This is a genomic window from Dokdonia sp. LLG6352-1 (genome assembly GCF_045055815.1).
Lineage (GTDB): Bacteria > Bacteroidota > Bacteroidia > Flavobacteriales > Flavobacteriaceae > Dokdonia > Dokdonia donghaensis.
In genome coordinates this window covers 2,950,758-2,976,746 of record NZ_CP159329.1, presented here as the reverse complement: position 1 = coordinate 2,976,746, position 25,989 = coordinate 2,950,758, and the positions used below count along the sequence as shown (strand labels likewise).

The following is a 25,989-nucleotide window of genomic DNA, read 5'->3' as shown; positions in this document are numbered from 1 at the left end:
TTAATTAAAAGTACAGAAAAGTAACTACTCTGCTAGCTGCATTAACGTTTCGTAAACTTTATGTAGGGGCATACCCATCACATTAAAGTACGAACCCTCAAGACTTGTTACGGCTATGTAGCCAAACCATTCTTGAACGCCATAACCGCCAGCTTTATCATAAGGCTGGTAATTATCTATGTAGTAATTAATCTCTTCTTCTGTAAGCTCTTTGAAGGTGACGGTGGTCGTATCGTTTATCACGGTCTGACCTTCTTTTGTAGTAAAAGCTACAGAAGTAATAACCTGGTGGCTATTACCAGAAAGGGCAGCAATCATCGCATAGGCCTCATCACGATCTTCTGGCTTATTAAGTGAAACGCCATTAAACCATACTATGGTGTCACTGGTTACAAGTATATCTGTAGCTTGTAAGTCTGTAAAGGCTGCGGCCTTAAGTTTTGCTAGATAGTCTGTAATTTCTGCACCCTGTAAGTGATCTGGAAAAGTCTCGTCTACCGGTTTGAGTTGTATGGTAAAATCTAGGTCTAGTTCTTTAAAAAACTGCTGGCGTCTAGGAGAGCTAGATGCAAGTATGAGGTTGTGATTTTTTAATTTTTCTTTAAGCATAGTAAATAGCGTGTATAAGTAATGGGATAATACATATACCTACAAACATAATTACTTTAAGAATGAGTGATACGTGTGAGAGTTCACTTTTTTTAGTTGCCTCCCATAATTTTGAACAGCAATACCCAAGCGGACCAATGATAGCAAAGAAAACTGTCGCAACAGCTATTTTATAATCATAAAGAAAAGTGAATGTGTACCAACTTATAAATGTAATTATTATAAGTGTGAGTACGACAGAAAATCGCGCTGTGCGCTGCGCACCTAAGACTATAGGTAGCGTTTTATAACCCGCCACGTGATCACCTTGTATATCTTCTATATCTTTTACAAGCTCTCTTATAAGTGTGATAGCAAAGGCAAATATCCCTACAGAGATAAATACCATAAAAGCACCTAGTTGCTCCTCATTGTTACTTGTATTTATAGCAGGTACAAGCTCAAAAAGGGGTACCAAAATAACTGAGAGCCCCACTAAGATGCTTACGAGCAAGTTACCTATAAAAGCATACTTTTTTATAAACCTAGCATAAAGGTATAAGGACCCTGCACTAAGTAAAAAGTAAATAAAATAGATAGGGTGTGCCATTAAGTTTGTGAGTATAAAACCTAAACCTAATCCCGTAAATGTAAGAGTAAAGTAGATGAGCTTTGCTTGTTTTTCATCTACAGAAATACCTACTATACGTTTTTTTGCTTTATTAATTTTATCTGCTACCACATCATAAATGTCATTTATGACGTAACCTCCGGCAGCAATGAGTACAGTTGCTAGTATGAGAAATAATAGCCCTAACGTGCTTAGTGTGATATCAATATCTTCTATTTGAGCAATGGCATAGCGTATGACACATTGCATAACAATGATCATAATAAGATTTTTGAATCTTATAAGGTTTAGATACTTCAACTAAGGGGTTAGGTTGTTTTAATTAAAAATACACAATATCTCGTTAATGAGCTGCTGCATCTATATTTTTCATCCAGTTGCCTTGTACTTTAAGTACTTGCTCTATCACATCTCTCACACAGCCCTGACCACCATTTTTATGTGAGATGTATTTTGAGATATCTTTTATCTCTTTTACCGCATCTTGCGGGCAGCAGGGGAGACCTGCAAATTGCATAACGGGATAGTCTGGTATATCATCACCCATATATAAAATATTTTCTGGTGCTATCTGCTTGTCTTTGAGGTATAGCTCTAGGTGTTCCATCTTGTTGTGAGCTCCCAGAGCAACGTCACTTATACCTAGTTTTAGAAGCCTTGAGCGCACACCCTCATCTGTGCCACCACTTATAATACATATATTATATCCAGCGTCAAGAGCTGCTTTTATAGCATAACCATCTTTTACATTCATTGTACGGTGCATTTGTCCCTCTGTAGTAATGTGTAGTTTACCATCTGTGAGAACACCATCTACATCAAAAATAAAGGTGGTTATGTCGTGTAAATATTCTTTATAGCTTTTTTCCATAGGTAGTGTATATTGCTTTTGTAAGGGTGTTGTAAATATCCTTGTGATCTGGGTTTTCTAGTAAATCTAGTTGCTTGTTTATGACTTCCTTGTCACCTCTTTTTGCTGGGCCCGTTTGACTATTTCCAGGGCCATTTTCTAAAGCCTTTTGTGCCGTTTTTAAAATAAGTGGGTGCAGGGTTTTTACATCTACTTCATATTGCTCGCAGATTTCTTGAGCAACGGTATAGCAGTGGTTTGTAAAATTATTTGCAAACACGGCAGCAAGGTGGAGCTGTCTTCTTTGTGCACTGTTTATTACTTGTACTGTATCAGAAATCATACTGGCTAGCTCGCTTAGCGTTTTTTCGTCTTCGTCATTTTCTGCCTCTATTAGAATTGGTATTTCGGCAAAATGCAAAGAGACATCGTCTTTAGAAAAACTTTGTAGTGGATAGAAAACTCCTTTTTTATGCTTTCGCGAAAGCGTACTCATAGCCGTATATCCAGAGGTATGTACCACAAGTGTGTTGTCAAAAGGTATTTGCTCAGAAACCTCTGCAATCATATCGTCACTTACTGCGATAATAGTAACATCTGCAGCTGTCAGGTTATTTATAGTTACGGTATGGAGCGCCATATGCTTAAAGGGATCAAGGCTGGCTTGTGATCTCCCTGCCACTTGCATTACAACGGCGTTGTTTTGTGCACCTAGTGCCTTTGCAAGATGCCAGGCCACGTTGCCTGTACCCACAATGTTTACTTCAATCATACTAGCAAAAATAGGCTTTTTTAAAACTGTTGAGCTTTCATATTTTATGAATCATTGTGCTAAGGTTTTTAGGCCCTCGTGGGTTATCTTTGCAGTCGTAAAAATTTGCCTGAATTATGCAAAAGAAAATTGCTTCTATTTTATTCTCCACACGCTTAATGGGGATTCTCTTTATAGCCTACTTTGTTGCAATGGCAGTAGGAACGTTTTTAGACCAAGGTCAAGAAACGTCACCTACACCATACTCAAGATACTGGATTTATGATGCGTGGTGGTTTACTCTTATACACATCTTATTTGTTGTGAACTTTATAGGGAATATATTCAGGTACAAACTACTGCGCAAAGAGAAGATAACTACGCTTATTTTTCACCTTTCTTTTGTGCTTATCCTAATAGGAGCGGGTATTACAAGATATATAAGTTATGAAGGGGTAATGCCTATAGAAGAGGGTGCCTCAGAAAATTCTTTTTTAAGCGAGAAAACATATCTAGAAGTTTTTATAGATGGTGAACAAAACGGACAGCCTATGCGTCGCGCTGTAGAAAAAGAACTCTCACTATCACCAAGGCTAAACAATAACTTTACGTGGACAGAAGATTTTGTGCACGATACAAATAACAGAAGTGATAAGACTACATTTACGTTTGATTTTAACAAGTTTATAGATGGTGCACAAGATGGTTTTGTAGAAGATGAAAATGGACTATGGCATCTTAAAATAGTTGAGACCGGTACAGATAACCAGCGTCACGAGCACTTTCTAGTAGAAGGTGAGTTAGTAAACATACACAATGTACTCTATGCTTTTAATAAACCTACAGATGGTGCAATAAACATAGGTTTTGATGGAGAAAACTACACTTTTAAGTCTCCATTTGCAGGTTCTGTAACTGTAATGGCAACACAAGATGAGAGCGAAGTACCAGAAGATGTAGAGCAGCCACTTAAACTACGAGCACTATACAACCTGGGAGGTAAGTTACTTGTGATACCAGACCAAGCTATACGCGGTCGTACTGGTATTGTTGCAAAGGAGGTAAAAGAAAAAAATCAAGAAGATGCACTCTTTGTAGACGTAACCGTAAACGGAGAGACTAAGACTGTGGGGTTACTAGGCGGTCGAGGTTATAGCAATGATAAAAAGCAAATAGAAGTAGGTGGGCACAAAATTTATTTAGCATACGGTAGTAAGGCTATGCCGCTACCATTTTCTATAAAGCTTAATGAATTTATAGCGAGAAGGTATCCTGGTACACAAAACGTATACTCTTCTTTTGAGAGTAAAATTACTGTAGAAGATACAGAAGAAAGTTTTGATTACGACATCTATATGAATCACGTACTAGACCACAAGGGTTTCAGGTTTTTTCAGGCGAGTTTCTTTCCAGATGAGTCGGGTACCATACTTTCTGTAAGTCACGATTTCTGGGGTACCTGGGTGACATATATAGGTTACTTTTTATTGTATATAGGTATGATGATGATATTATTTGATAAGGGGTCACGTTTCGGTGAGCTCAAAAGACGTCTTGATAAAGTAAAACTTAAGAAGTCTAAGCTTATGATGATTGTGTTTTTGATTGCTTTCGCGAAAGCGGGATACGCACAAGAAGATATATCTGATCAAACTACCGAAGTAAGTAACGGAAACGTAGTCGTACAAGATTCCGTTTCTGTAACTGGCGAAAACATAGGTGATATACTTGGTCTAGAAAGTCATACCGGACCACAGCACGACCAGCGTATGCCATCTCAAGAAGAGATTAAAAAACTCATCGTTGAGAATGCCATACCTTTAGAACACGCAGAAAAATTTGGACGTCTTATCATACAAGAAGACGGGCGTATGATGCCTATTAATACATACTCAAGTATGCTACTACGTAAGTTAAGTAGAAGCGATACTTATGAAGGGCTTACGGCAGACCAAGTAATGCTCTCTATGATGGAAAACCCACAGATATGGAGCTTTGCAGAGATTATTTACTTACCTAAGGGTAACGATAGTTTACGTAATGTGATAGGAGTACCGTCAGACAGGAAGTACTTTAAACAAATGGATTTCTTTACTTCAGATTTCAAGTATAAGCTTTCTCCATTTTTACCAGATGCTTATGCAGAGGCAAACCCGACTAAAATATCAAAGGAGTTTATAGACGTCTCTGAGCGTATGAATCTTCTTGATAGAACGCTTGTAAAAGAGGTATTAAGAATCTTTCCAAAACCTGATGATTCAAATAATACCTGGATATCACCTATTCAAGTTAAAGATGTACCCTATAAGGCGACAGACTCTGTAATAGCAAATCAAATTTTTCCAGCATATTTATTAAGCCTCAAAAAAGGTAGACTAAGCGGTGACTACTCAGACGCAGATAAGGTATTGCAGGGTATAGAAAAATTTCAACGTAGTCACAGTAATGATATTATGCCTTCTGTAGAGAAGCGTGATGCAGAGATTTTTTATAATAAATATGATGTTTTTACAAAACTGTACTGGATGTATATGCTGGCTGCAGTTTTTATGATGGTATTTGTAATAGTAGCTATTTTTAAGCCTAATAAGTTCGTTAGTATAATGACTAAGCTTGGAGCTGCAGCTATTGTTGTGCTCTTTATCGTTCATACTATAGGTTTGATATGGAGATGGTATATCGCGGGGCACGCACCGTGGAGTAATGCGTATGAGTCTGTACTTTATGTGGGATGGGCAACAGTTTTCTTTGGTCTTGCCTTCGGGAGAAAGAGTCAACTTACTATAGCCAGTACCGCATTTGTAGGTGCTTTTATACTTTGGGCAGCCTCAATGAACTGGATGAATCCAGAGATTGAGAATTTACAAGCTGTATTAGACAGTTACTGGTTAATGATTCATACTGCTGTAATTGTAGCAAGTTATGGTCCTTTTACACTTGGAGCTATTCTGGGTATTGTATCATTACTCCTTATGATATTTACTACAGATAAAAACCGAGAAAAAATGGATCTCAACATTAAGGAGATCACTATTATTAATGAGCTTGCTCTTACCGTAGGGATGGTGTTACTAGCGATAGGTACTTTTTTAGGAGGGCAATGGGCAAATGAAAGCTGGGGGCGTTACTGGGGATGGGACCCAAAAGAGACTTGGGCGCTTATCTCACTTATCGTATATGCATTTGTGATACATATGCGTTTAATACCAGGTTTACGCAGTAAATGGCTGTTTAACTTTGTATCTATCATCTCATTAGGAAGTATACTCTTTACTTACTTTGGGGTAAACTATTACCTCTCAGGATTACACTCTTACCAAAGCGGTGGAGAGATAGCAGATCAAAAAATTCTAATCACAGCAGCAGTTCTTACGGTCTTTGGCGCTATATCTTACATACAGTATAGAAAACACTATGTCAAAAAGAAATCTGCTTAAAAGGCAAGATTTTGTAAATCACTAGAAGTCTCTAAACCAAGTTTGGTATAGAGGCTTTTTGTTACCTGGTTTAATCGATCTGTAGTAAGGTCATATTTTGAAGCGATAGCTTCATTACTTAATCCCTCGGCAATGTCATCTAGTATTTTTACCTCTATATTTTCTAGCTTAAACTGGTAAATAAGAGACTCCAGATAATCATCATCTGTTTCTTGTATATTTCTATAGGTATTTAATTCTTTGAGTTCTTCTACATACCTTTTTATTTTATGCTTCATTATTACACCCGTAGTTTGTATCCCATAGAAAGAGAGTAATAAGAGTACGGCGATTAGTGTAAAGTTTAGCGAAGCAATTCCTGCTCCGTCAAAAGTACTGCGTTCAAGTAGTGTGATACCTAATAAATGAAATACAAATACATTCACTAAGAAAAATAGGTTTACAGAGTAAATTAATGATAATACATAGCGTTTAGGTCCTTTTGCAATTCTTAATATAAGTATCCAGAGAAGAGCAGTTGCTAGAATAGAGCAAGAGTTTATGAGGATAAGAGCCCATAGCATTTCTGTAAAAATAAAAAAGAATAATGAAAAGGTGGAAATCGCTACTATTGAGAAAATAGACCACTTAATCCATTGCTGGTTGCTGCGTAATTTTAAATAGAAAACCATAAAGAACATTGCCATAAGCCCTACAGAGTAGTGTCCTAAAGCTTCTAAGTAAAATGTATTACCAATATTGATACCTAAAAAGTTGAGAATATTGTCTTGTGCAATAACGCTCAAAAGAATACCGGAAATGATAAAAGCAAAGAATATAAACTTTGTATTCTTTACGATAAAGAAAAAGATGAGTGTTGCGATAAGTAGTGCGATACTTGTTCCATAAAAGAAGCCTATACCCAGCATATTTACACGATCATTTTTTGCATAGACACCTTCATTAGAAATCGTGATGGGGAAAAACGCCTCTAGTGGAAAATCACCCTTTAGATAAAGAGGGAAGCTGTGTAAATCTTTACTTATAAAGTAAGAAGGAAATCTTGTGTCCTTCATAATAGGTACAAGAGTACCATTATTATCATATAACTCTAACGTAGTTACGTGAGAAGTTTGTAGCTCTAATATCGCTCTAGGTTGAGAGATATTATTTATTTTAAACCAGTAAGTACCATTATCTACTCCTAAGTTTTCTGAATGCAACTCTGTAAATTCCGCGCGTTTTACACTTGTAATGGTGTGCGTTCCAGAAGCATCCTTAAGATGATAAATGGTCTCTGGTGGTAGGCTCACACTGCATAGCAGGAAGCCTAAGAGAACCAATAGTAGTTTCATTTATTATGATTTGGGATGGTAAATATATGTTAAACTACTAATAAAAACAAGTTAATCGATGAATTTGTGTATTTCATCGATTAACTTGAATATTTAACATAAGAATTACACCATATCTTCAGGTCGTACCCACTCGTCAAATTCTTCGGCAGTTACGTATCCTAGATTTACAGCTTCTGTTTTTAATGTTGTACCATTTTTATGTGCTGTATTTGCTATTTCGGCAGCTTTGTAGTATCCTATTTTTGTATTTAAAGCAGTTACTAGCATTAATGAGTTATCTAGCAATTCTTTAATCCTAGCATCGTTTGGCTCAATACCTGAAGCACAGTGCTCAGAAAAAGAAACACAAGCATCACCTATAAGTTTTGCAGATTGTAAAAGGTTAGAAGCCATCATAGGTTTAAATACGTTAAGCTCGTAGTGTCCCTGCATACCACCTACACCTATAGCCACATCATTACCCATAACTTGTGCACAAACCATTGTAAGTGCTTCACATTGTGTAGGGTTTACTTTTCCTGGCATAATCGAAGATCCTGGCTCATTTGCAGGTATGGTAATCTCTCCAATACCACTACGTGGTCCAGATGCCATAAGGCGTATGTCATTTGCAATTTTATTAAGAGATACCGCAAGTTGTTTTAACGCACCGTGAGTTTCAACGATTGCATCGTGAGCAGCAAGTGCTTCAAACTTATTATCTGCCGTACGGAACGGGTGACCAGAAAACTCTGCCATATACTCAGACACACGCTTTGCATATCCTTTAGGAGTATTAAGACCAGTACCTACAGCTGTTCCTCCTAGAGCAAGCTCTGCTAGGTGATCTAGTGTATTTTCTAGTGCTTTAAGTCCGTGATCTAGTTGTGATACGTATCCAGAAAATTCTTGACCTAGTGTAAGGGGAGTGGCATCCATAAGGTGTGTACGACCTATTTTTACCACGTTTTTAAAGGCATCTGCTTTCGCTTTAAGCGTGTCACGTAATGTGCGTACTCCCGGTATTGTGTTTTCTACAATCTTTTTATAACCTGCGATGTGCATTCCCGTAGGGAACGTATCGTTTGAAGATTGTGATTTATTTACATCATCATTAGGCGCAAGTGTTTTATCACCTTCACCTATTGTTTTTCCTGCAAGTTGGTGTGCTCTATTTGCAATCACCTCATTTACATTCATATTACTTTGTGTTCCAGATCCAGTTTGCCAGATTACTAGTGGGAACTGGTCATCGTGCATACCTGTAAGTATCTCATCACATACAGCAGCGATAAGATCTCTCTTTTCAACCGGTAGTACACCTAGCTCACAGTTTGTATAAGCCGCTGCTTTTTTAAGAATCGCAAAGCCGTGTACCACTTCAATAGGCATAGAGCCAGGAGCTCCTATTTTAAAGTTATTGCGAGAGCGCTCAGTTTGTGCTCCCCATAATTTATCTGCGGGTACTTTTACCTCGCCCATTGTATCTTTTTCGATTCTATATTCCATTGTGATTATGTTAGAAATTAGGAAGACAAATTTAAACATTTGGCTTCATTTTGCATCGTTGATAAGGTGTCAATAAATCTATTTTTTCTCTTGTGTGACATATATATTATCAAGTATCTTTGCTACAAATTAGAAAAGACACCATCCTATGTTCGATTTTGACCAATATTTAGGTTTTCTCGCATTTTTAACCATCCTTACTATAGGATTTTGGTTAATGATTTTCCTTCTTACTTTTGTAATCCCTTACTGGGTAGGAGGTTCATTTATTGAATTTATGAAAGAAAAAAGAGAAGAACGTAAGCTTAAGAGAGAGCAAGAGAACAACTAGTATCTCTCGCTTTTACGATATGTAACCTCCTGCAATAACTGTAGGAGGTTTTTTTATGCGCTTTCGCGAAAGCGTACTCATACCCACAAAAAAAGAGCCTCCGAAGAGGCTCTTTTATAATTTATAATGTATTGTGATTATTGCTTCACCTTTGTAAGGTCTACTTCATTACCATCTTTGTCTAGCATTTTTACTTCATCAAAGCCCATATCTTTAAACTGAGCAAACTGCGTGGCAGCATCACCTACTACTAGGTATGCCATCTTGTTTTCATCAAGATATTTATTTGCTAATGCTTTGTGCTGGTCTAGTGTCATATTTCTAATAACATCTTCTTCCTTCTCAATATAATCTGTTGGAAGGTCGTAAGCGCTACGCTCTTGAAGCATACCTAGAAGGGCAAACTGCGTCTCAAAGCGGCGTGCATTAGATTTGATAAGGGCATTTTTTGTAAAGTCAAGGTCATCTTGTGAGATACCTTCTTTATATGCCTTGATCTGGTCTCTAAAAATCTCAACAGATTCTCCTGTTGTATTAGTACGTACGCTAGATGATGCTGTAAATGTACCTGGTATTTTTGATCCATTAAAGTAAGTACGTGCTCCATAGGTATATCCTTTTTCTTCACGTAAAATAAGATTTACAGCTCCAGAGAAAGATCCTCCCAGTTTATAGTTCATTACCTCTGCAGGGTAGAAATCCTTGTCTGTACGAGCCATCCCGATATACCCTATATTTATTACAGATTGCTTTGCATTAGGAATGTCTACAAATAGGAGTGAAGACTTATCTCTATTATTCGCCACTGGATACTCTGGTATGGTAACTTCTTTTGCTTCCCACTTAGACTCAAGGTCACTTAGGGCTGCAAGGGCATCGCTCTTATCTATTTTACCTACTATATGAAAACGGCTCACAGATGGTGAGAAGTTATTTGCATAAAAATCTTTAAGATCCTGCATTGTAATTGCTTCTACCGAAGCTACAGTACCGCTAGTAGGGTATGAGAAGATGTGATCTTCACCATAAAGCACTTTGTTATATACGTTGCTTGCCACCGCATTAGGGTTTGCAGAGCGACGTTTAATACTGTTTATAGTAGCTGTTTTGATACGACCTAGTTCTTCTTCATCCCAGCGTGGCTCAAACAGAATTTCTTCTACTAGATCCATAGTTGCGGCAAAATTTCGCGTAAGCGTGTTACCTTGTATTGTAATAGCTTCACGAGAAGTGTACATATTAATACTTGCTCCCAGTATCTCGATAGCCTCTTCAAGTTCTTCTGGAGTTTTATTTGCAGTACCTTCCATCATAATATCTGTCATAAGGTTTGCAACCCCATTCTTTTCCATACTATCTAGTAGGTGACCTCCTTCTATTACTAGGTTAAAGTTTACGGTAGGAATCTCATTTTGAGAAATACCATATACATCTATCCCGTTAGACAGCTGTGCTTCCCAAGATTCTGGAATACTTAGTTTTGGCGCATCTCCTACTACTGGTGGCGTAGAGCGATCTATTTTTGAAGGTGTTTTTACAATTTCCTTCGCTTCATCTTCTACAACCTTAGTAACATTCTCTGTGATTTCTTCTTCTACCACCTCTGCTTTTACAGAGTTTTCTACGATGAGATCCATCTGTCCTTTAGGCACAAAACTAGTTTGTACAAAAGGCTTGCCTTTTATGTAGGTGTTATACACACGCATTACATCTTCTTTTGTAACGGCTTTTATATTTTCTATATCTTTTTCTATAAAGTCTGGCTCGCCAGCAAATACATTGTAACTCGCTAGTTGAAACGCTTTACCATTTACACTACTTATACCATTGTAAAACTGAGTTTCAAGCCCAGCTTTAATACGCTCTACATCTTTATCTGTAACGCCCTCTGCTTCAAACTTTGCAATACCTTCATCTATGGCAGCCTCTACTTGGTCTAGATCTACACCGCTATTTGCAGTGATGATGATATGAAACTCACCCGCAATCTCTTGACTATTATTATATGCAATTGTTCTAGAGGTAAGGTCTTTATCTTTTACTAGCACTTTATATAAAGGTGCTTTTTTACCACTTGAGATAATTTCTGCAAGAAAGTCTAGCGCATATGCATCGTCTGTATACTGCTGTACTGTAGGGTACACACGGTGTAGTTGTGGTGCTTGTGCAAAGTTATCTTCGTGGTATAGCTTCTTTGTTTCTGCGATTGTTACTGGTTGTGCTTCAAGCGGTTCAACCTCTTGACGTTTTTTAATCTCACCAAAGTACTTTTCTATAAGCGCCTTTGCATCTGTAGTTTTAAAATCTCCTGCTAGTACGAGTGTCGCATTGTTAGGACCATAAAACTTGTCATAAAACTCACGTACATCATCTACCGTAGCATTTTGTAAATCTTCTAGCTCACCTATAACTTGCCAGTTATACGGGTGACCTTCTGGATAGATGTTTTTATCAAGAACCCAACTTGTATGCCCGTAAGGATTGTTATCTACACGTTGTCTTTTTTCGTTTTGAACAACCTCTTGCTGGTTTTCAAAGGCACTCTCTGTTACCGTATTAATTAAGAATCCCATACGGTCAGACTCTAGCCATAAAATAGTCTCAAGTGCATTATTTGGTACCGTTTCATAATAGATTGTACCATCTTTCCAGGTACCACCATTAAGGGTTCCTCCTGCGTCTTGTACCGTTTTAAAGAATGAGTCTTGTGGCACATTTTCAGACTCTTGAAATAGCATATGCTCAAAAAGGTGAGCAAAACCGGTGCGTCCTGTTTTCTCGCGGTTAGAACCTACCGCATACTGTATCGCGAGTGATACAATAGGGTCACTACTATCTTGATGTAAGATCACGTCTAGACCATTCTCCAGCTCGTACTTCTCATAATCAATAGATAGTTTTGCATCCTCTACTACGGCGGTATCTTTATTACCCTCGCAAGAAGTACATAAGAGAGCAGTTGCCATCACGGCAACGGCAATCATTTTAAAACTGTTTGATTTGATCATTTTTAGTGTTTTTTGATAATCCTCTAAGATAATAAGTAAGTAGGTACCGTCTCTTAATAAAATGTTAAAGAGTTAACAGTGTGGTTGTTAATTACGCTTTCGCGAAAGCAAAAAAAAGGGAGATCGCTGTACACGATCTCCCTTTAGTAATGATTTATTGGTTTCTAATTATGCAGTCTCTTCAAGAGATTTTGTATTAGAAGCTATGGTAGCTAGATTGTATACTACTAGACCAAAACCAATTTTATTAATAGCGTCACCTAGGTTGTAAACTACATCTAGAGATAATCCTCCAAAGATGCCTTCATACCATCCCGGTGTTCCAGCCATATACCCTATAGGGTAAATTGCCCATCCCACAAGTACAAACCAACATAGGGTTTTGTGTGCGCTTAGTACAGCTCCACCTGCTTTTACAGCAAGCTTTTTTGCGCTTCCTAGCCAGATGTCATAAACAATTACAAAGTAAGCCGCTCCAGAGATTAATCCCCATAGCCACGCATTATCTCTGTCTACAGCCTCACCTATGTATCCGGTTACTAGCATTACGACAGATAAGAAAATCAGTCTCCACATAAGTGACTTTTTAGCTCCTGCAACTTTTAGTATTAGGAAAAACTCAACACACATAAGTGGTACTGTAAGAACCCAGTCTACATACCTAAAAAATGTAGGTGACTCAGCATTTGCTTGCCAGTAATCGCGCATATACCAATAATGGACGGCGGCAATAAATGTAATCAAGCCCGACACCAGAATGGATGTTCTCCATTTACGGTCAAAGCTGTTCATAGATAAAAAGAAAAAGGCAGCTGCGGCCATCATAGCCATAGCTCCTACAAAAAACGTGAATGCAACATAATCATCTGATGCAATTTTGTCAAGTGCAGTACTTAATAGTAATAAATTCATAGCAATTAATTTTTTTGTTTAACCAAAGTTAATAATAATTAAACAAATTATCTTAAAACTATTATTAAATATTTAATTTTATATCGTGAAAAATATCAGAATCGTAATAACTTTCTTTCTTTTATGGCTAAGTATTCAATTTGACTCTGCTGTAGAAAATAGTATTGCTTATGTAGCCATCTTTACATTAGGCCTTGTACACGGAGCAAATGACATTAAACTATTAGAAAAAAACGTGTCTTCTTCTCTTAACAATACATATGTGATTTTAGGTCGATATGTGTTATTTGTGCTCGCCATAGCGTTCTTATTTTATGCATTGCCTACACTTGCTCTTATCCTCTTTATTATAGTGAGTGGTTTTCACTTTGGAGAGGAGCACTGGGACAAGCTCCTTATCATACAGAATAAAGGTCATTATGTGTTCTTCTCAGCATATGGTCTCCTTATTTTGTTTCTTATTTTTTATTTTAACAGTGAGGAGACTACAGAGATCATAGCTATCATCACAGGGATTACTTTAGATAGCTACTATTACCTAGTGGGACTTGTATTTTTTGCTATCATAAGTATCGCTTCCTTTATGATAGGTAAAGTTCAAATGAATGCCGTAAGCTCCATACTAGAAGAGTTTGTGCACCTTATTATACTCGCCATCGTGTTTAAAATGGCAACTTTACTATTGTCATTTGCCTTATACTTTGTGGTATGGCACGCCATTCCTTCTATGAAAAGTCAGATTATCTATCTATACGGTAATACGAGCCAAAAATCTATTGTAGGCTACCTAAGGTCTTCGCTAGTTTACTGGTTACTGGCCATTACTAGCATATCAATATTTTATTATTACGTAGGTGATAAGACCTATCTTTTTAATGCCATATTCTTTGCATTTTTGGCTGCTATTACATTTCCTCACGTTTGGATTATTAATTCATTACGCAAGTAGCTGTTACAGTACATATCCTATTAGCTTGCTTAAAAATGTATCATACCATCTGTGATATTATAGATAACTTTGATTATTAATTATAGCATTCACTAGCGCTGGCTATCACAATGAGTAGAGGAGGTAGTTGCTGTAGGATATATGAAAATTAGTAAATGAAAAAGATAAAAAAACCGCTCATCGCCATATTCATCATTGCAAACTTATACGCCATCCTTTGTGGCGGACTGTATTTTTTCCAAGACAACCTCATTTTCCACCCGCAGCAGTTGCCGCAGGAGTATGCTTTTACTTTTGATAGTGATTATAAGGAGGTTTGGGTAGATGCACCAGATGGAGCTCGGCTTAATGGCTTGCACTTTACGGTTACAAACCCAAAGGGCGTGATACTTTATCACCACGGTAATGCAGGAAGTCTCGCGCAGTGGGGGCAAATCGTTCAGCCATTTGTACAAAAGGGCTACGCGGTTATTATTATGGATTACAGGCAGTATGGTAAGAGTGGGGGAGCACTCACAGAGGCGGCGCTTTATGATGATAGTTTGCTGTGGTACGCTTTCGCGAAAGCGCAATATCCCACAACTCCCATAACGAGTTACGGCAGGAGCCTGGGGACGACCTTTGCAACCTATGTGGCGTCAAAAAAAGAAGTCACTAAGCTGGTGCTCGAGACTCCTTTTTACAGTATACTAGACGAGGCGCAATCGCGCTTTTCGATTCTTCCGGTAGAGAGATTGCTCAACTATAGATTGCCTACGTATAGCTTTATAAATGAGGTGACGGCTCCTATAACCGTGATACACGGCACAGAAGATGGTGTAGTCGCTTATGAGCACGGTAAAGCTCTTTATGATAGCATTACGACAGCAGCAAAGACTTTTGTTGCTGTACCTGGCGGTGATCACAATAACCTAAGCGAGTTTGAGGCATATCAAAAAGCAACGGCTGCGCTTTTTGAGTAGTTAGTCATTGGTATGCTCTTTAATCCACTTTGTGATAAAGGCAAGTACCTTTGGGGCCATAGTTTGTTCTATCTCTGAGTATTCAGATAGGGCACCGGTGGTGCTTTCTTGAAAGAGGTGATTAAGATCGTCAAAGGCAACAGTTCTAGCATTATCATTATTTCCAGCCGCAAAGGCTTCTTTTATAGCCTCAATATTTTGCTCATAAGGAACTTGAAAATCTTTCTTACCATTGAGCGCAATGACAGGTGATTTTATAGCACTCAGGTAGCTCGCTGGTGTAGCTTTAAGGAGGCTTACTATCTCTGGAGTGGTGATTTGATCTGTAATAGCTTCTACCTGCTGTATGGGAACCATAGGTCCCAGTTTCTCTTTGAGAGCGAGATTTACAGCATCTTTAATCGCTGCATTTGTACCGTCATTTTGTATAATAATATCATAAGCATAACCTAAGAGGTCTTGACCTTGTTTAATTTGTGCTTCAGGGACGTTTAGAAGGCGCTCCATCGCTTCTTTTTGGGAGAGCATAAGTTCATTACCAGGTATGCCAGGTCCTGCAAGCATAACGGTAAAAGCCACATCTGTATTTGTAGCTGCTATTTGAGGAGCAATGATACCTCCTATACTGTGACCTATAAGACCTACTTGAGAATATTTGGTTTTCTTATACTTCTTTAAATAAGCGATGGCTGCTGTGGCATCACTCGTAAACTGTGCGATACCTGCCGTTTCAAAAGTGCCTGTAGATGTACCCACGCCACGCTCATCATAACGCAATACACCTATACCGTTACTTGATAGGTAGTCTGCAAGTACGTAGTATAGCGAGTGGCCAAACATATCTCCATCTCTGTTTTGTGGGCCGCTACCACTTATAATCACCGCGATAGGTGGGTTTTTTATACCCTTAGGTAAGGTAAGTGTGCCAGCAAGGGTAATATTTTCTTCTTTGTTTTTAAAAGTTACCTCTTGTACATCATAATTAAAAGGAGCATTAGGTTGCTGTGGTCTATTAAGTACGAGCGCACCTTTTACGAGATGAAGCGGTACGGGAAAGTTATTCTGTATCAAGTTACCTTGTATACTATCATTTTTAGTCACGCCTATGTAGCGCATTTTAAACTGCGGAAAGTCTACCTTAAGGGTATCGTTTGTATAAGTTGTGTTTGCTGCTTTACCACCTGTAAGCCCTTGACTCGGGATGTCCATTGTGGTGCGTAGGCTATCTTGCTGCTGCGTGATGTGAAAGGCAAAGTCTATGCTTTGACCTTGAAAATTTACCGTTCCCTTCCAGTCGCCTGTGACGTTTTGGGCGTGCGATATAAAGCTAGTAAAGAATGTAACGGCTAGAATGATAAGAGTCCTCATAGGTATACTGTATATAAGTCTATGACTAAGGTAGTTGTTATAATTGTGTTTTTAATATAGGAAATACATTTTCGCGAAAGCGTAAAAAAAGAAACCCGAGGCTCTCGCACTCGGGAATCTAACCAACCAAAGTTGTGTTGCGTTTAATAACGCAGTGGGGGAAATGTATTACTTATACATCTTATCTTTTGGTTTTGCTTTATAGGTGATGGTTGTTACCGTATCATCTTTGTCATTATACTTTTCTGACACCATATTTCCGTCTTTGTCAAAATAGTTTACAGAGATACCCTCTTTGGTTTTCATAAGATATACGTCACCTTTTGCCAGTTTACGCATAGTTCCATACTCAGAGGTATTATTTTCTCGTGTTCTTTTAATAGTATATCCGTTTGGTGATTCCTCTAGGCGAAAATCTGAGTCGTTATACGTATAAGTAACTTCTCGCTTCACCATTGTTTTGCCACGCTCTAGTGACTGGTTAAGTTGTCCCGCCTCACTATCTGCTAGTGAAGTAGGGGTTACCTCAGTTTCCTTTACCGTTTTATATACGGTCTCATTACCTAGTGAAGACTTTACGGTCGTTCTAGTTTTTGTGATCTTTTCTATTTTTTCTTGTGCTTGTACGGCTGTTGCGGTACATACAGCTAGTGCTGCTATGATAAGTGATTTTTTCATCGGTCTTGTTTTTTGTTTCTACAAATTTAAGGTCCTTTTCTGCGTATGATAGCCAACGGGATGGTAAGACTTTATTAAGCCTTTCCCAATATTACTGGGCTCACAAGGCGATTAACTTAAATTAACACAAAAGTGATGCTTTCTGTGGCTCGTCGTATAAGCCACTCGGTAGATCAATAAAATAGGATTATCTTTGCACCCTAAAAATAAAGTGGAAAGAATGGTTTTCCGCTTTCGCGAAAGCGTACTACTAATACATACTATTATATGAAAGCTGGAATCGTAGGATTACCTAATGTAGGGAAGTCAACCCTTTTTAACTGTCTGTCTAATGCCAAAGCGCAGAGTGCGAACTATCCGTTTTGTACTATTGAGCCTAACGTGGGTGTGGTAAATGTACCAGATAACAGGCTAGCAAAACTAGAGGAGCTCGTAAGCCCAGAACGTGTGATCCCTGCTACGGTAGAGATTGTAGATATTGCAGGTCTTGTAAAAGGGGCAAGTAAGGGAGAAGGACTAGGAAACCAATTTTTAGGAAACATACGTGAGACAGATGCGATACTGCACGTGCTACGTTGTTTTGATAATGATAATATTGTGCACGTAGACGGGAGTGTAGATCCTATACGTGATAAGGAAACGATAGATATAGAGCTGCAACTCAAAGATCTTGAAACAGCCGAAAAGAAACTAGAAAAGGTAAAACGTGCCGCTCGTACGGGTAATAAAGAAGCCCAGGCAGAAGAAGCAGCTTTACTTAAAATAAAAGAAGGTCTAGAAGCAGGTATCTCTGTACGTGCGATAGATATAGATGAAGATACACGCGAGGAGTTTGTAAAGCCTTTACAGTTTATTACAGACAAGCCAGTGATGTACGTATGTAATGTAGATGAAGATGCCGCTGTAGCTGGTAATGAGTATGTAAACAAGGTACGTGAGGCTGTAAAAGACGAAAATGCAGAGGTGATTGTACTTGCCGTAGGTACTGAGGCAGATATTACAGAACTAGATGATTATGAGGAGCGCCAGATGTTTCTTGCAGATATAGGTCTTGAAGAGCCAGGAAGCGCCGTATTAATACGCGGAGCTTACAAGCTGCTTAACCAGCAAACGTATTTTACAGCAGGAGTAAAAGAGGTACGTGCCTGGACAGTAAACATAGGAGCAACGGCACCACAAGCTGCCGGAGTGATACACACAGATTTTGAAAAAGGTTTTATACGTGCAGAAGTAATTAAGTATGATGACTTTGTCGAGTACGGTAGTGAGGCAAAGGTACGTGAGGCTGGTAAGCTAGGCGTGCAGGGTAAAGATTATATTGTAAATGATGGTGATGTAATGCACTTCTTATTTAACGTATAATCACTGCTATATATAATTTAAAAAAGCCTTTCTCGTCATAGAGAAAGGCTTTTTTTATGGGGTAAACTCTTTTTAGTAGGTGAGCATCTCTACGGTGTTGAGTAACCTTGCGATTTTATCTGAGGTAGAGGAGACCACTGCGTGCTTTTTTACATAGGTTTTAATATCATTAAGGGCATCGCTGTCCTCTATGGTGAGAAAACGCGAACTGTACGATGTAAATACGGGGTCGCTACCTTCTTTGTGTATCACCTCAAAAATGCTGTGATGCCTCGGGTCTTTTTTAATTCTATTCTCATAAAGGTCTGTAAGATATGCCTCATCACCTTCTAGCACTTGAAAAAAATTACCCATAGTATGCAGCAAGATACCACAGATGCCTTTTTTATTGTTTTGAGCATAGGTGTGATCAAAGATCTCTTGTATTTGGGTTTCTGTAAGATGTGGTGACACTTTGCTTAAATAACAGATGGTATACATAACAGGTTGGCTTTGGATTGTGATTTAAAAATAATAATAATCTATTTATTTGTCTAACATATTTTAAAAATAGGTAAACAAAATTTCTAATTCGTTTATATTGAGTAGGCTATGTATAGCGTAAATAGTGATGTGTTGAGGGATGTATAATTATTTTCAAAAAAACTCATTAAAAGGTTTTGGTAATTAAAAAAGCGCTGTATATTTGCACCCGCAATCAAGCAGATAGCTTGGTGAGACACTCAAGGAGAAATGGCAGAGTGGTCGAATGCGGCAGTCTTGAAAACTGTTGAGGGTCACACCTCCGGGGGTTCGAATCCCTCTTTCTCCGCCAAGATTTATTCAAAATCGACGAAAGTCCTGTAAACTCAATGTTTATGGGACTTTTTAGTTTACCCAAAACATCAAAATATGTATTAAAAACCATTCTGTTGGTGACCTATTAGGTGACCTTTTTATAACCTTAATTAGGTCACCTAATTGTTTATAACTGTTTATAAATCAGCAATATAAATCAATTAAAAGACCTCAATATTTTGTAAATTAATGTATAATTAAAGGTCACCAGAATGAACAAAACATTTGGATTATTATTCTACTTAAAAAAGAGTAAAGTAGATGCACAGGGCAAATGCCCTATTTACCTGCGTATTACCATAGATGGTAAGCGCACAGAGATTAGTACAAAACGTACCATTGAGATTGAGAAATGGAGCGTTGAAGCCAATAAAGCTATTGGAAGAACAGAAGATATACGAGAACTAAATGCCTATTTAGATTCACTTACTACAAAAGTATATCAAAGCCAAAGAGACTTAATTCAAGATAACAAAGAGGTTACAACCGAAACCCTTAAAAACAAGTTTTTGGGTGTTGAGGAAAAACAAAGAACACTCATCACCATCTTTAATAATCACAACAAGCAAGTTGAAAAATTAGTTGGTAGAGAGTTTTCAGCAGGAACTTTAGAACGTTATAAAACGGTGTTTAAGCATCTACAAGAGTTTATGCAACATCAATACAATGTAAGTGATATACCTGTAAACAGAATAGACCACAAGTATATTACAGATTTTGAGTTCTATTTAAAAACGGTTAGAAACTGCGGACACAATAGTACAATCAAGTATATCAAGAATTTTAAAAAGATAGTACGTATTGCAATTGCAAACGATTGGATTAAAAAAGACCCATTTCTAAATTATAAAGTGCGTTTAAAAGAAGTAGAACGCCAATTCCTTTCAGAAGAAGAAATACAAACAATGCTCGAAAAAGAATTACACACTAACAGGTTAGAGCAAGTAAGAGACATTTTTATATTCTGTTGCTTTACAGGTTTAGCGTATAGCGACGTTAAGAAGCTCTCAAAAGATAATTTGGTATTTGGTATTGATGGCGATAAGTGGATAAAAACAAAGCGTACTAAAACTGATACACGAAGTAATATTCCACTACTTCCAACCGCTTTAGAGATTATAAAAAAATACGAGAACCATCCAGAGGCAGTAACAAAAGGTGTATTACTTCCTGTATTGAGCAATCAAAAGTCTAATGCCTATTTAAAAGAGATAGCAGACCTGTGTGGTATCAATAAAAATCTAACCACCCATTTAGCTCGTCATACATTTGCAACTACGGTAACGCTCTCTAATGGTGTGCCAATGGAATCAGTTAGTAAAATGTTAGGGCATAAATCACTTAAAACGACACAACATTATGCTAAAATATTGGATAGAAAAGTGAGTGATGATATGGCAATTTTAAAACAAAAGTTTGCAGACAAAAGTAATATTGACGCTTCCAAGAGAATTGCTAATTAGAGCATAAATACAAAATATATAAGTATATGCTTAAACCCTTGTTTTTACAGGGGTTTTTCTGTTGAAAAAAGAGCCCTTTTTGTTTACAACTGTTTATAACTTCATTTTATAAAAGAATCAAATTGTCGTAAATTAACATAATATAAATCAGGTGTTTACACCTTTTAATACGTTTTAATACAGAATGACATTTGAAGTAATTACAAAGGATGATTTAAAGACTCTAAAACAGGAAATCATTACAGAACTTAAGACAATTTTAGGAAGCCAAACAGAGCAAAAAAAGTGGTTAAAATCAGCAGACGTACGTGAGCTATTAAATATCTCACCAGGTACGTTGCAGAATTTACGAATCAATGGTACACTACCCTTTACCAAAATGGGTAAAACGATGTACTATGAGTATGACGATGTAGTTAGAATTTTAACCCAAAACAAGAGTGCTTAATGAGATTATACATACCAGAGAATTTAGACATAGACCAAATTGTTTATGATTATCCACCTAATTTTAAGAAATACAAACACAAAAGAGATAAGCTATTATATGTTATTCACTTAATAAATGCGCTTACACTCTACAACAAAGATTTAATGTATGATGACTTTGTATCTATAAGTGCAAAAATCTTACAGGACAAAATCTCTAACTATAAAGAGTACTTAAACTATCTTATCAATGTTGCAAAAATTATAGAAACGGATAATCAATACTTTGTTGGGTCAAAATCAAAAGGGTTTAGACTTACTGAAAAATACAGATGCGAAGTAGCTATTCATTCTATTAGCGACCAAACATTTCACAGGAAATTAAAAGTTGAGCGTAACAATAGAGCAGTTTCAGTAAAGCATCTAAACTACCTAACAAAATGGTTTGATGAAAAATTAGAAATTGATATTGATTACGTCAACAAGTTTTTAGCCGAAGAATATGCGTTGAAGAAAGACAACAAATCTTTGTGGCAATCCAAAAAGGTTAATAACTATGGTAAGGTCGAAGTCAAATATAAAAGACCTATTGACCAATTAAACCACGCAAAAATTAGCGCAGAAAAAATTAGCCGTAAAGATTATTATTTGTTGCACGATGATAATGTGTATCGCTTCCATTCCAACCTTACTAATATGCGAAGCGTTATTAGAAATGCAGTAACGTATGATGGCCAAAAATTAATTTCGATTGATATTAAAAATAGCCAACCTTATTTAAGCACCATATTGTTGAGTCGCTCGTTCTGGATTGAGCAAAAAAATGAGCCAAATGCACCAAATGAGTTATCAATCACCTTTGACGAGCCCAAAAAGTCGTCATTTTCTTCTTTTAATAATATAAATAAGAATAATTACAAGGGTGATGGTAGGATTGATGAAAGAATGAGTATATCTCATATCAAGGTACACGATACTGATTCTTACATTATGTTAGGAGATATTGATAAAACCCTTATGAATAATGAGTTTAGCCAGTATATAAATCTTGTGGTGAGTGGAACACTTTACGAGTTTTTAGAGCAACAATTTAGTCTTCGTTTAGGGGAAACATTCTCAAACCGCAAAGAGGTTAAAACAGCAGTATTTCAAGTGCTATTTACAGATAATAGGTTTTTAGGGCAAGAGGATGCAAAACCAAAGAAGATATTTAAGGAGATGTTCCCAAACGTATATGAGGTTTTTAGACAGATTAAGAGTAAAGATAAATCACTACTTCCAAGATTGTTGCAGAGTATAGAGAGTTACTTAATGATAAATGTTATAGCAAAACGTATAGCAATAGAGTATCCAGATGCACCAATATATACAATACACGACAGTATTTCTACAACAGAAGAATATGTAGATGTGGTTGAGGCTATAATGACAGAGGAATTAACCAAAGCGATAGGACACACACCTAAATTAGAGCCAGAGGTATGGTGTAAAAGCAATATGGTAAAGCATCTTGAAACTTTAAAGGAGAAAGCAAAGGTTGTCGCTTAAATAAAATAATTGCACAACCATTGCATCATTAAATTTTTATCTTTGTAATTGTGAAATTTGTAACAATCATATTATCCTTAATAATACTATTGCTTTCAGCAAAGCCTTGTTCTGATGATCTAAATATAGAAGACCAGCATCAAGACGAAATAAGTACAAATCACAATCATCAAGACGAAATAAGTACAAATCACAATCATCAAGAAGATAGCGACGATTCTTGTCCTGTAACTTGTATTTGTAATTGTTGCGGTATGACAATTACTTACGAACCAATCAAGACATTTGATTTAAAACTCAATGTTGAAATCTCAACGGAGTTAATTTCTACATATCAGCCTATTTACGGGTTTAATTTCCTTTCCAATATTTGGCATCCGCCACAAGTAATAAGCTAAAACAAATCGATTTTATATCAATTATTTAGTTAATTACAAATACAATTCAATGAATAAATATCTATTGAGCATAAAGCTCATATTAATACTTTGCCTATCGTTACAGGCACAAACGTCAGACATACAAATAAAAGTCCTAACAGAAGCTGAAAACGAGCCTTTATTGGGTGCTACGGTTTACTTTGAAGCATTAGAAAAAGGAGCAGTAACCGATTTTGATGGTATTGCAACTTTTACAGAAGTTCCAGATGGTCAGCATCAAATAATAATTTCCTTTTTAGGTTTTGAAACATTGGAAACCACAATTCAAATTCCAAGTAATTCAACGTTAGTCTTTAAATTAAAAGAAGGTGGCAATCAATTAGATGCTGTAGTACTGCAATCTTCAAGAAGTACAAGAACCGTAAGAAAAATACCGACACGTATAGAGTTTATAGGTGCAGAGGAATTAGGAGAAAAAGCAATAATGAATCCTACTAATATTTCTATGGTGCTTCGAGAAAGCACAGGAATACAAATGCAACAAACATCATTAAGTAGTGGGAGTACCAATATTCGTATTCAAGGATTGGATGGTAGGTACACACAGCTTTTAAGAGATGGATTTCCATTATATGGTGGTTTCTCAAGTGGTTTGAGTATTTTACAAATACCACCTTTAGACTTACAACAATTTGAAATTATAAAAGGAAGTTCGTCAACACTTTACGGTGGAGGTGCTATTGCAGGATTAGTAAATATGGTATCTAAAACACCAGACTTTGAACCTGCATTAGACATAATGCTTACACAAACACAAGCGTTAGGAAGTACAGCCAATGTATTTTATAGCAAAAGAAATGAAAAATTTGGTATTTCACTTTATGGCTCTGGTCATTACCAAAAAGCATACGACCCAGAAGATGATGGCTTTAGCAACCTACCAAAAACAACATCAATTTCATTTAATCCTAAATTGTGTTATTACCCATCAGAGAAAACAACACTTTGGTTTGGATTAAACGGAACGTATGATGATAGAATTGGTGGAGATATGACAAAAATTGAAAGTGGAGAAAATGGCATACATCAATATACTGAAGAAAACAATTCAAAACGATTAAGCAGTCAATTGGTATATCAAACACAATTAGATTCTGTTAGTTCATTAGAGTTTAAAAATAGTGTCTCTTTTTTCGATAGGAATTTAACAGTTCCGGATTTCAATTTTGATGGCAAACAGACAAATACCTTTACTGAAATCACATATAATACAGCATCAGAAAAAACGGATTGGATAGTTGGAGCTAATCTTTATACCTCAAATTTTGATGAAAATGATAACGCAGCACTACAGCGAGACCAGAAAGATGTGACCTTTGGCGCATTTGCAAATAATATTTATGACTTATCAGATAATTGGATATTAGAAACAGGATTAAGAGCAGATTATAATACTGATTTCGGTTTCTTTCCACTTCCAAGAATTTCATTACTCTACAAAAATGATAGTGGGTTTTCAAGTAGAATTGGTGGAGGTTTAGGGTATAAGATTCCAGATATTTTCACAGAAGAAGCAGAGTATATTAACTTTGAAAATGTCCTCGCCATAGATAAATCAACAATAGATGCAGAACGTTCTTATGGTGTTAATTTCGATGTAAACTATCAAACACGATTATCTGATGAGATTGGTTTTTCTATAAACCAATTATTCTATGTTACTGCAATAAATGATGGCTTGCTCTTAAATTCAACTAATAACGGTTTATTTCAGTTTGAAAATGCACCAGATGAAATCTTTAGCAAAGGAGCAGAAACCAATATAAAATTTACTTACAAAGACTTTAGATGGTTTTTAAACTATGCGCTTATTGATACCAAACTAAATTATTTACCTGGTAATCCACAGAAGCCATTAACCGCAAAACACAACGCAGGTAGTGTATTAATGTACGAATCTGAAAAATGGCGAATTGGTTACGAAACCTTTTATACAGGAAAACAGTTTTTATCTAACGGAACAGAGACTACAGACTTTGTAACTATGGGTTTATTGGTTATGCGTAACTTTAAATTAGGAAGTGTATTTGTAAATTTTGAAAACTTTACAGATAGAAGACAAAGCAGATTTTCACCTTTGGTTTTACCACCACACGACAATCCTGTTTTCCCAGAGATATATGCACCTACAGATGGTTTTATATTTAGTGTAGGACTTATTATTAAACCATTTGGAAACGAAGACCACGATTAAATATGGAAACAATAGAACAAGTATTAGAGTCAAAAAATATTCGTGTTACAGCAATGCGTATGTTAATTTATAAGTTTCTTGCAGAAAAAGAGATAGCGGTAACATTAAGTGATATTGAAAATGCTTTTGAAAAAGCAGATAGAACTACCTTGTACAGAACTATTAAAACCTTTGAAGAAAAGGATATTGTGCATCAAATTGACGATGGTACAGGGATTACAAAATATGCGTTATGCGAAAAGGGATGTAATTGTGATATAAAAACCGATTTGCACTTACATTTCCATTGTAACAATTGCAATGAAACCGTATGCTTAACAGAACATAAAATACCGCAGATTAAAGTACCTGATGGTTTTGTGTCAGAGAATGTAAATTTGGTGGTAAAAGGTATTTGCGATAAGTGTAGTAGCTAATTATTGCACT

Annotated in this window: 21 protein-coding genes and 1 tRNA gene; 11 read left to right on the top strand and 11 right to left on the bottom strand. The window is 36.8% G+C overall.

Annotated features, from left to right (window positions below; all coding sequences use genetic code 11):
* Positions 1-24 precede the first annotated feature (24 nt).
* From ABVM49_RS13260 to ABVM49_RS13245, 4 genes are read right to left on the bottom strand one after another with little or no spacing between them, the layout of a single operon-like run.
* On the bottom strand, positions 25-609 hold the full coding sequence (locus tag ABVM49_RS13260) for a Maf-like protein (protein WP_405202347.1): 585 nt from the start codon (positions 607-609) through the stop codon (positions 25-27).
* Positions 602-1,519 (bottom strand): geranylgeranylglycerol-phosphate geranylgeranyltransferase, encoded by a 918-nt coding sequence (locus ABVM49_RS13255; RefSeq protein ID WP_380034867.1) that lies wholly within the window; start codon positions 1,517-1,519, stop codon positions 602-604. Before ABVM49_RS13255 ends, ABVM49_RS13260 begins: the two co-directional genes overlap by 8 nt.
* Positions 1,520-1,562: 43 nt before the next feature.
* Positions 1,563-2,090, bottom strand: a complete 528-nt coding sequence (locus ABVM49_RS13250) for a KdsC family phosphatase (RefSeq protein WP_405202346.1) — start codon at positions 2,088-2,090, stop codon at positions 1,563-1,565.
* The gene (locus tag ABVM49_RS13245) at positions 2,074-2,841 is read right to left on the bottom strand and encodes a Rossmann-like and DUF2520 domain-containing protein (protein ID WP_405202345.1); all 768 of its coding nucleotides are present in this window, start codon (positions 2,839-2,841) and stop codon (positions 2,074-2,076) included. Before ABVM49_RS13245 ends, ABVM49_RS13250 begins: the two co-directional genes overlap by 17 nt.
* Positions 2,842-2,957: 116 nt before the next feature.
* Between ABVM49_RS13245 and ccsA the strand changes: the two genes are divergently transcribed.
* The gene (ccsA, locus tag ABVM49_RS13240; RefSeq protein WP_405202344.1) at positions 2,958-6,257 is read left to right on the top strand and encodes a cytochrome c biogenesis protein CcsA; all 3,300 of its coding nucleotides are present in this window, start codon (positions 2,958-2,960) and stop codon (positions 6,255-6,257) included.
* Here the strand turns inward: ccsA and ABVM49_RS13235 are convergent.
* Entirely contained in the window at positions 6,254-7,591 is a 1,338-nt protein-coding gene (locus ABVM49_RS13235; RefSeq protein WP_405202343.1) for a 7TM-DISM domain-containing protein, read from the bottom strand. The two genes, ccsA and ABVM49_RS13235, sit on opposite strands and share 4 nt — an antisense overlap.
* A 105-nt stretch (positions 7,592-7,696) precedes the next feature.
* Positions 7,697-9,082 (bottom strand): class II fumarate hydratase, encoded by a 1,386-nt coding sequence (gene fumC, locus ABVM49_RS13230; RefSeq protein WP_405202342.1) that lies wholly within the window; start codon positions 9,080-9,082, stop codon positions 7,697-7,699.
* A 148-nt stretch (positions 9,083-9,230) separates the two neighbouring features.
* Between fumC and ABVM49_RS13225 the strand changes: the two genes are divergently transcribed.
* Positions 9,231-9,413: a hypothetical protein gene (locus tag ABVM49_RS13225; RefSeq protein WP_021779402.1), complete on the top strand. Its 183-nt coding sequence runs from the start codon at positions 9,231-9,233 to the stop codon at positions 9,411-9,413.
* Positions 9,414-9,550: 137 nt separating this feature from the next.
* Here the strand turns inward: ABVM49_RS13225 and ABVM49_RS13220 are convergent, their stop codons facing one another.
* Complete coding sequence (locus tag ABVM49_RS13220) at positions 9,551-12,379, bottom strand: M16 family metallopeptidase (RefSeq protein WP_405203684.1); 2,829 nt, start codon at positions 12,377-12,379, stop codon at positions 9,551-9,553.
* Positions 12,380-12,589: 210 nt separating this feature from the next.
* Positions 12,590-13,333, bottom strand: coding sequence for a bacteriorhodopsin-like (locus ABVM49_RS13215; RefSeq protein ID WP_035325034.1), 744 nt, complete (start codon positions 13,331-13,333; stop codon positions 12,590-12,592).
* 85 nt (positions 13,334-13,418) lie between these two features.
* Between ABVM49_RS13215 and ABVM49_RS13210 the strand changes: the two genes are divergently transcribed.
* The gene (locus tag ABVM49_RS13210; protein WP_405202341.1) at positions 13,419-14,282 is read left to right on the top strand and encodes a Brp/Blh family beta-carotene 15,15'-dioxygenase; all 864 of its coding nucleotides are present in this window, start codon (positions 13,419-13,421) and stop codon (positions 14,280-14,282) included.
* A gap of 155 nt (positions 14,283-14,437) precedes the next feature.
* A complete protein-coding gene (locus ABVM49_RS13205) occupies positions 14,438-15,244 on the top strand; it encodes an alpha/beta hydrolase (protein ID WP_405202340.1) in 807 nt (268 codons plus the stop codon).
* Here ABVM49_RS13205 and ABVM49_RS13200 read toward each other — a convergent pair whose 3' ends face one another.
* Positions 15,245-16,612, bottom strand: a complete 1,368-nt coding sequence (locus tag ABVM49_RS13200; RefSeq protein ID WP_405202339.1) for an alpha/beta hydrolase family protein — start codon at positions 16,610-16,612, stop codon at positions 15,245-15,247.
* 168 nt (positions 16,613-16,780) lie between these two features.
* On the bottom strand, positions 16,781-17,290 hold the full coding sequence (locus ABVM49_RS13195; protein ID WP_021779396.1) for a hypothetical protein: 510 nt from the start codon (positions 17,288-17,290) through the stop codon (positions 16,781-16,783).
* A 267-nt stretch (positions 17,291-17,557) separates the two neighbouring features.
* On the opposite strand from ABVM49_RS13195, the gene ychF reads away from it, so the two are divergent.
* Positions 17,558-18,652, top strand: coding sequence for a redox-regulated ATPase YchF (gene ychF, locus ABVM49_RS13190; RefSeq protein ID WP_405202338.1), 1,095 nt, complete (start codon positions 17,558-17,560; stop codon positions 18,650-18,652).
* A gap of 72 nt (positions 18,653-18,724) precedes the next feature.
* Here the strand turns inward: ychF and ABVM49_RS13185 are convergent, their stop codons facing one another.
* On the bottom strand, positions 18,725-19,132 hold the full coding sequence (locus ABVM49_RS13185; protein ID WP_021779394.1) for a BLUF domain-containing protein: 408 nt from the start codon (positions 19,130-19,132) through the stop codon (positions 18,725-18,727).
* Positions 19,133-19,378: 246 nt separating this feature from the next.
* Here ABVM49_RS13185 and ABVM49_RS13180 point away from each other — a divergent pair.
* From ABVM49_RS13180 to ABVM49_RS13155, 6 genes are all read left to right on the top strand, one after another.
* A tRNA-Ser gene (locus ABVM49_RS13180) sits at positions 19,379-19,466 on the top strand.
* 235 nt (positions 19,467-19,701) lie between these two features.
* The gene (locus ABVM49_RS13175; protein WP_405202337.1) at positions 19,702-20,952 is read left to right on the top strand and encodes a site-specific integrase; all 1,251 of its coding nucleotides are present in this window, start codon (positions 19,702-19,704) and stop codon (positions 20,950-20,952) included.
* A gap of 184 nt (positions 20,953-21,136) precedes the next feature.
* Positions 21,137-21,400 (top strand): helix-turn-helix domain-containing protein, encoded by a 264-nt coding sequence (locus ABVM49_RS13170; protein ID WP_035325026.1) that lies wholly within the window; start codon positions 21,137-21,139, stop codon positions 21,398-21,400.
* Positions 21,400-22,929: a hypothetical protein gene (locus tag ABVM49_RS13165; protein WP_405202336.1), complete on the top strand. Its 1,530-nt coding sequence runs from the start codon at positions 21,400-21,402 to the stop codon at positions 22,927-22,929. The genes ABVM49_RS13170 and ABVM49_RS13165 overlap by 1 nt, the downstream gene beginning before the upstream one ends.
* Positions 22,930-23,376: 447 nt before the next feature.
* A complete protein-coding gene (locus ABVM49_RS13160; protein ID WP_405202334.1) occupies positions 23,377-25,563 on the top strand; it encodes a TonB-dependent receptor in 2,187 nt (728 codons plus the stop codon).
* Positions 25,564-25,565: 2 nt separating this feature from the next.
* A complete protein-coding gene (locus ABVM49_RS13155) occupies positions 25,566-25,979 on the top strand; it encodes a Fur family transcriptional regulator (RefSeq protein WP_405202333.1) in 414 nt (137 codons plus the stop codon).
* Positions 25,980-25,989: the final 10 nt, after the last annotated feature.

Bases quoted from the DNA above. Each gene is read 5' to 3' on its own strand.
- ABVM49_RS13245 (WP_405202345.1), bottom strand. From the start codon at position 2,841: ATGATTGAAGTAAACATTGTGGGTACAGGCAACGTGGCCTGGCATCTT.
- ABVM49_RS13195 (WP_021779396.1), bottom strand. From the start codon at position 17,290: ATGAAAAAATCACTTATCATAGCAGCACTAGCTGTATGTACCGCAACA.
- ABVM49_RS13170 (WP_035325026.1), top strand. From the start codon at position 21,137: ATGACATTTGAAGTAATTACAAAGGATGATTTAAAGACTCTAAAACAG.
- ABVM49_RS13225 (WP_021779402.1), top strand. From the start codon at position 9,231: ATGTTCGATTTTGACCAATATTTAGGTTTTCTCGCATTTTTAACCATC.
- ABVM49_RS13165 (WP_405202336.1), top strand. From the start codon at position 21,400: ATGAGATTATACATACCAGAGAATTTAGACATAGACCAAATTGTTTAT.
- ABVM49_RS13235 (WP_405202343.1), bottom strand. From the start codon at position 7,591: ATGAAACTACTATTGGTTCTCTTAGGCTTCCTGCTATGCAGTGTGAGC.
- ABVM49_RS13205 (WP_405202340.1), top strand. From the start codon at position 14,438: ATGAAAAAGATAAAAAAACCGCTCATCGCCATATTCATCATTGCAAAC.
- ccsA (WP_405202344.1), top strand. From the start codon at position 2,958: ATGCAAAAGAAAATTGCTTCTATTTTATTCTCCACACGCTTAATGGGG.
- ABVM49_RS13220 (WP_405203684.1), bottom strand. From the start codon at position 12,379: ATGGCAACTGCTCTCTTATGTACTTCTTGCGAGGGTAATAAAGATACC.
- ABVM49_RS13155 (WP_405202333.1), top strand. From the start codon at position 25,566: ATGGAAACAATAGAACAAGTATTAGAGTCAAAAAATATTCGTGTTACA.
- fumC (WP_405202342.1), bottom strand. From the start codon at position 9,082: ATGGAATATAGAATCGAAAAAGATACAATGGGCGAGGTAAAAGTACCC.
- ychF (WP_405202338.1), top strand. From the start codon at position 17,558: ATGAAAGCTGGAATCGTAGGATTACCTAATGTAGGGAAGTCAACCCTT.
- ABVM49_RS13250 (WP_405202346.1), bottom strand. From the start codon at position 2,090: ATGGAAAAAAGCTATAAAGAATATTTACACGACATAACCACCTTTATT.
- ABVM49_RS13215 (WP_035325034.1), bottom strand. From the start codon at position 13,333: ATGAATTTATTACTATTAAGTACTGCACTTGACAAAATTGCATCAGAT.
- ABVM49_RS13260 (WP_405202347.1), bottom strand. From the start codon at position 609: ATGCTTAAAGAAAAATTAAAAAATCACAACCTCATACTTGCATCTAGC.
- ABVM49_RS13185 (WP_021779394.1), bottom strand. From the start codon at position 19,132: ATGTATACCATCTGTTATTTAAGCAAAGTGTCACCACATCTTACAGAA.
- ABVM49_RS13160 (WP_405202334.1), top strand. From the start codon at position 23,377: ATGAATAAATATCTATTGAGCATAAAGCTCATATTAATACTTTGCCTA.
- ABVM49_RS13200 (WP_405202339.1), bottom strand. From the start codon at position 16,612: ATGAGGACTCTTATCATTCTAGCCGTTACATTCTTTACTAGCTTTATA.
- ABVM49_RS13175 (WP_405202337.1), top strand. From the start codon at position 19,702: ATGAACAAAACATTTGGATTATTATTCTACTTAAAAAAGAGTAAAGTA.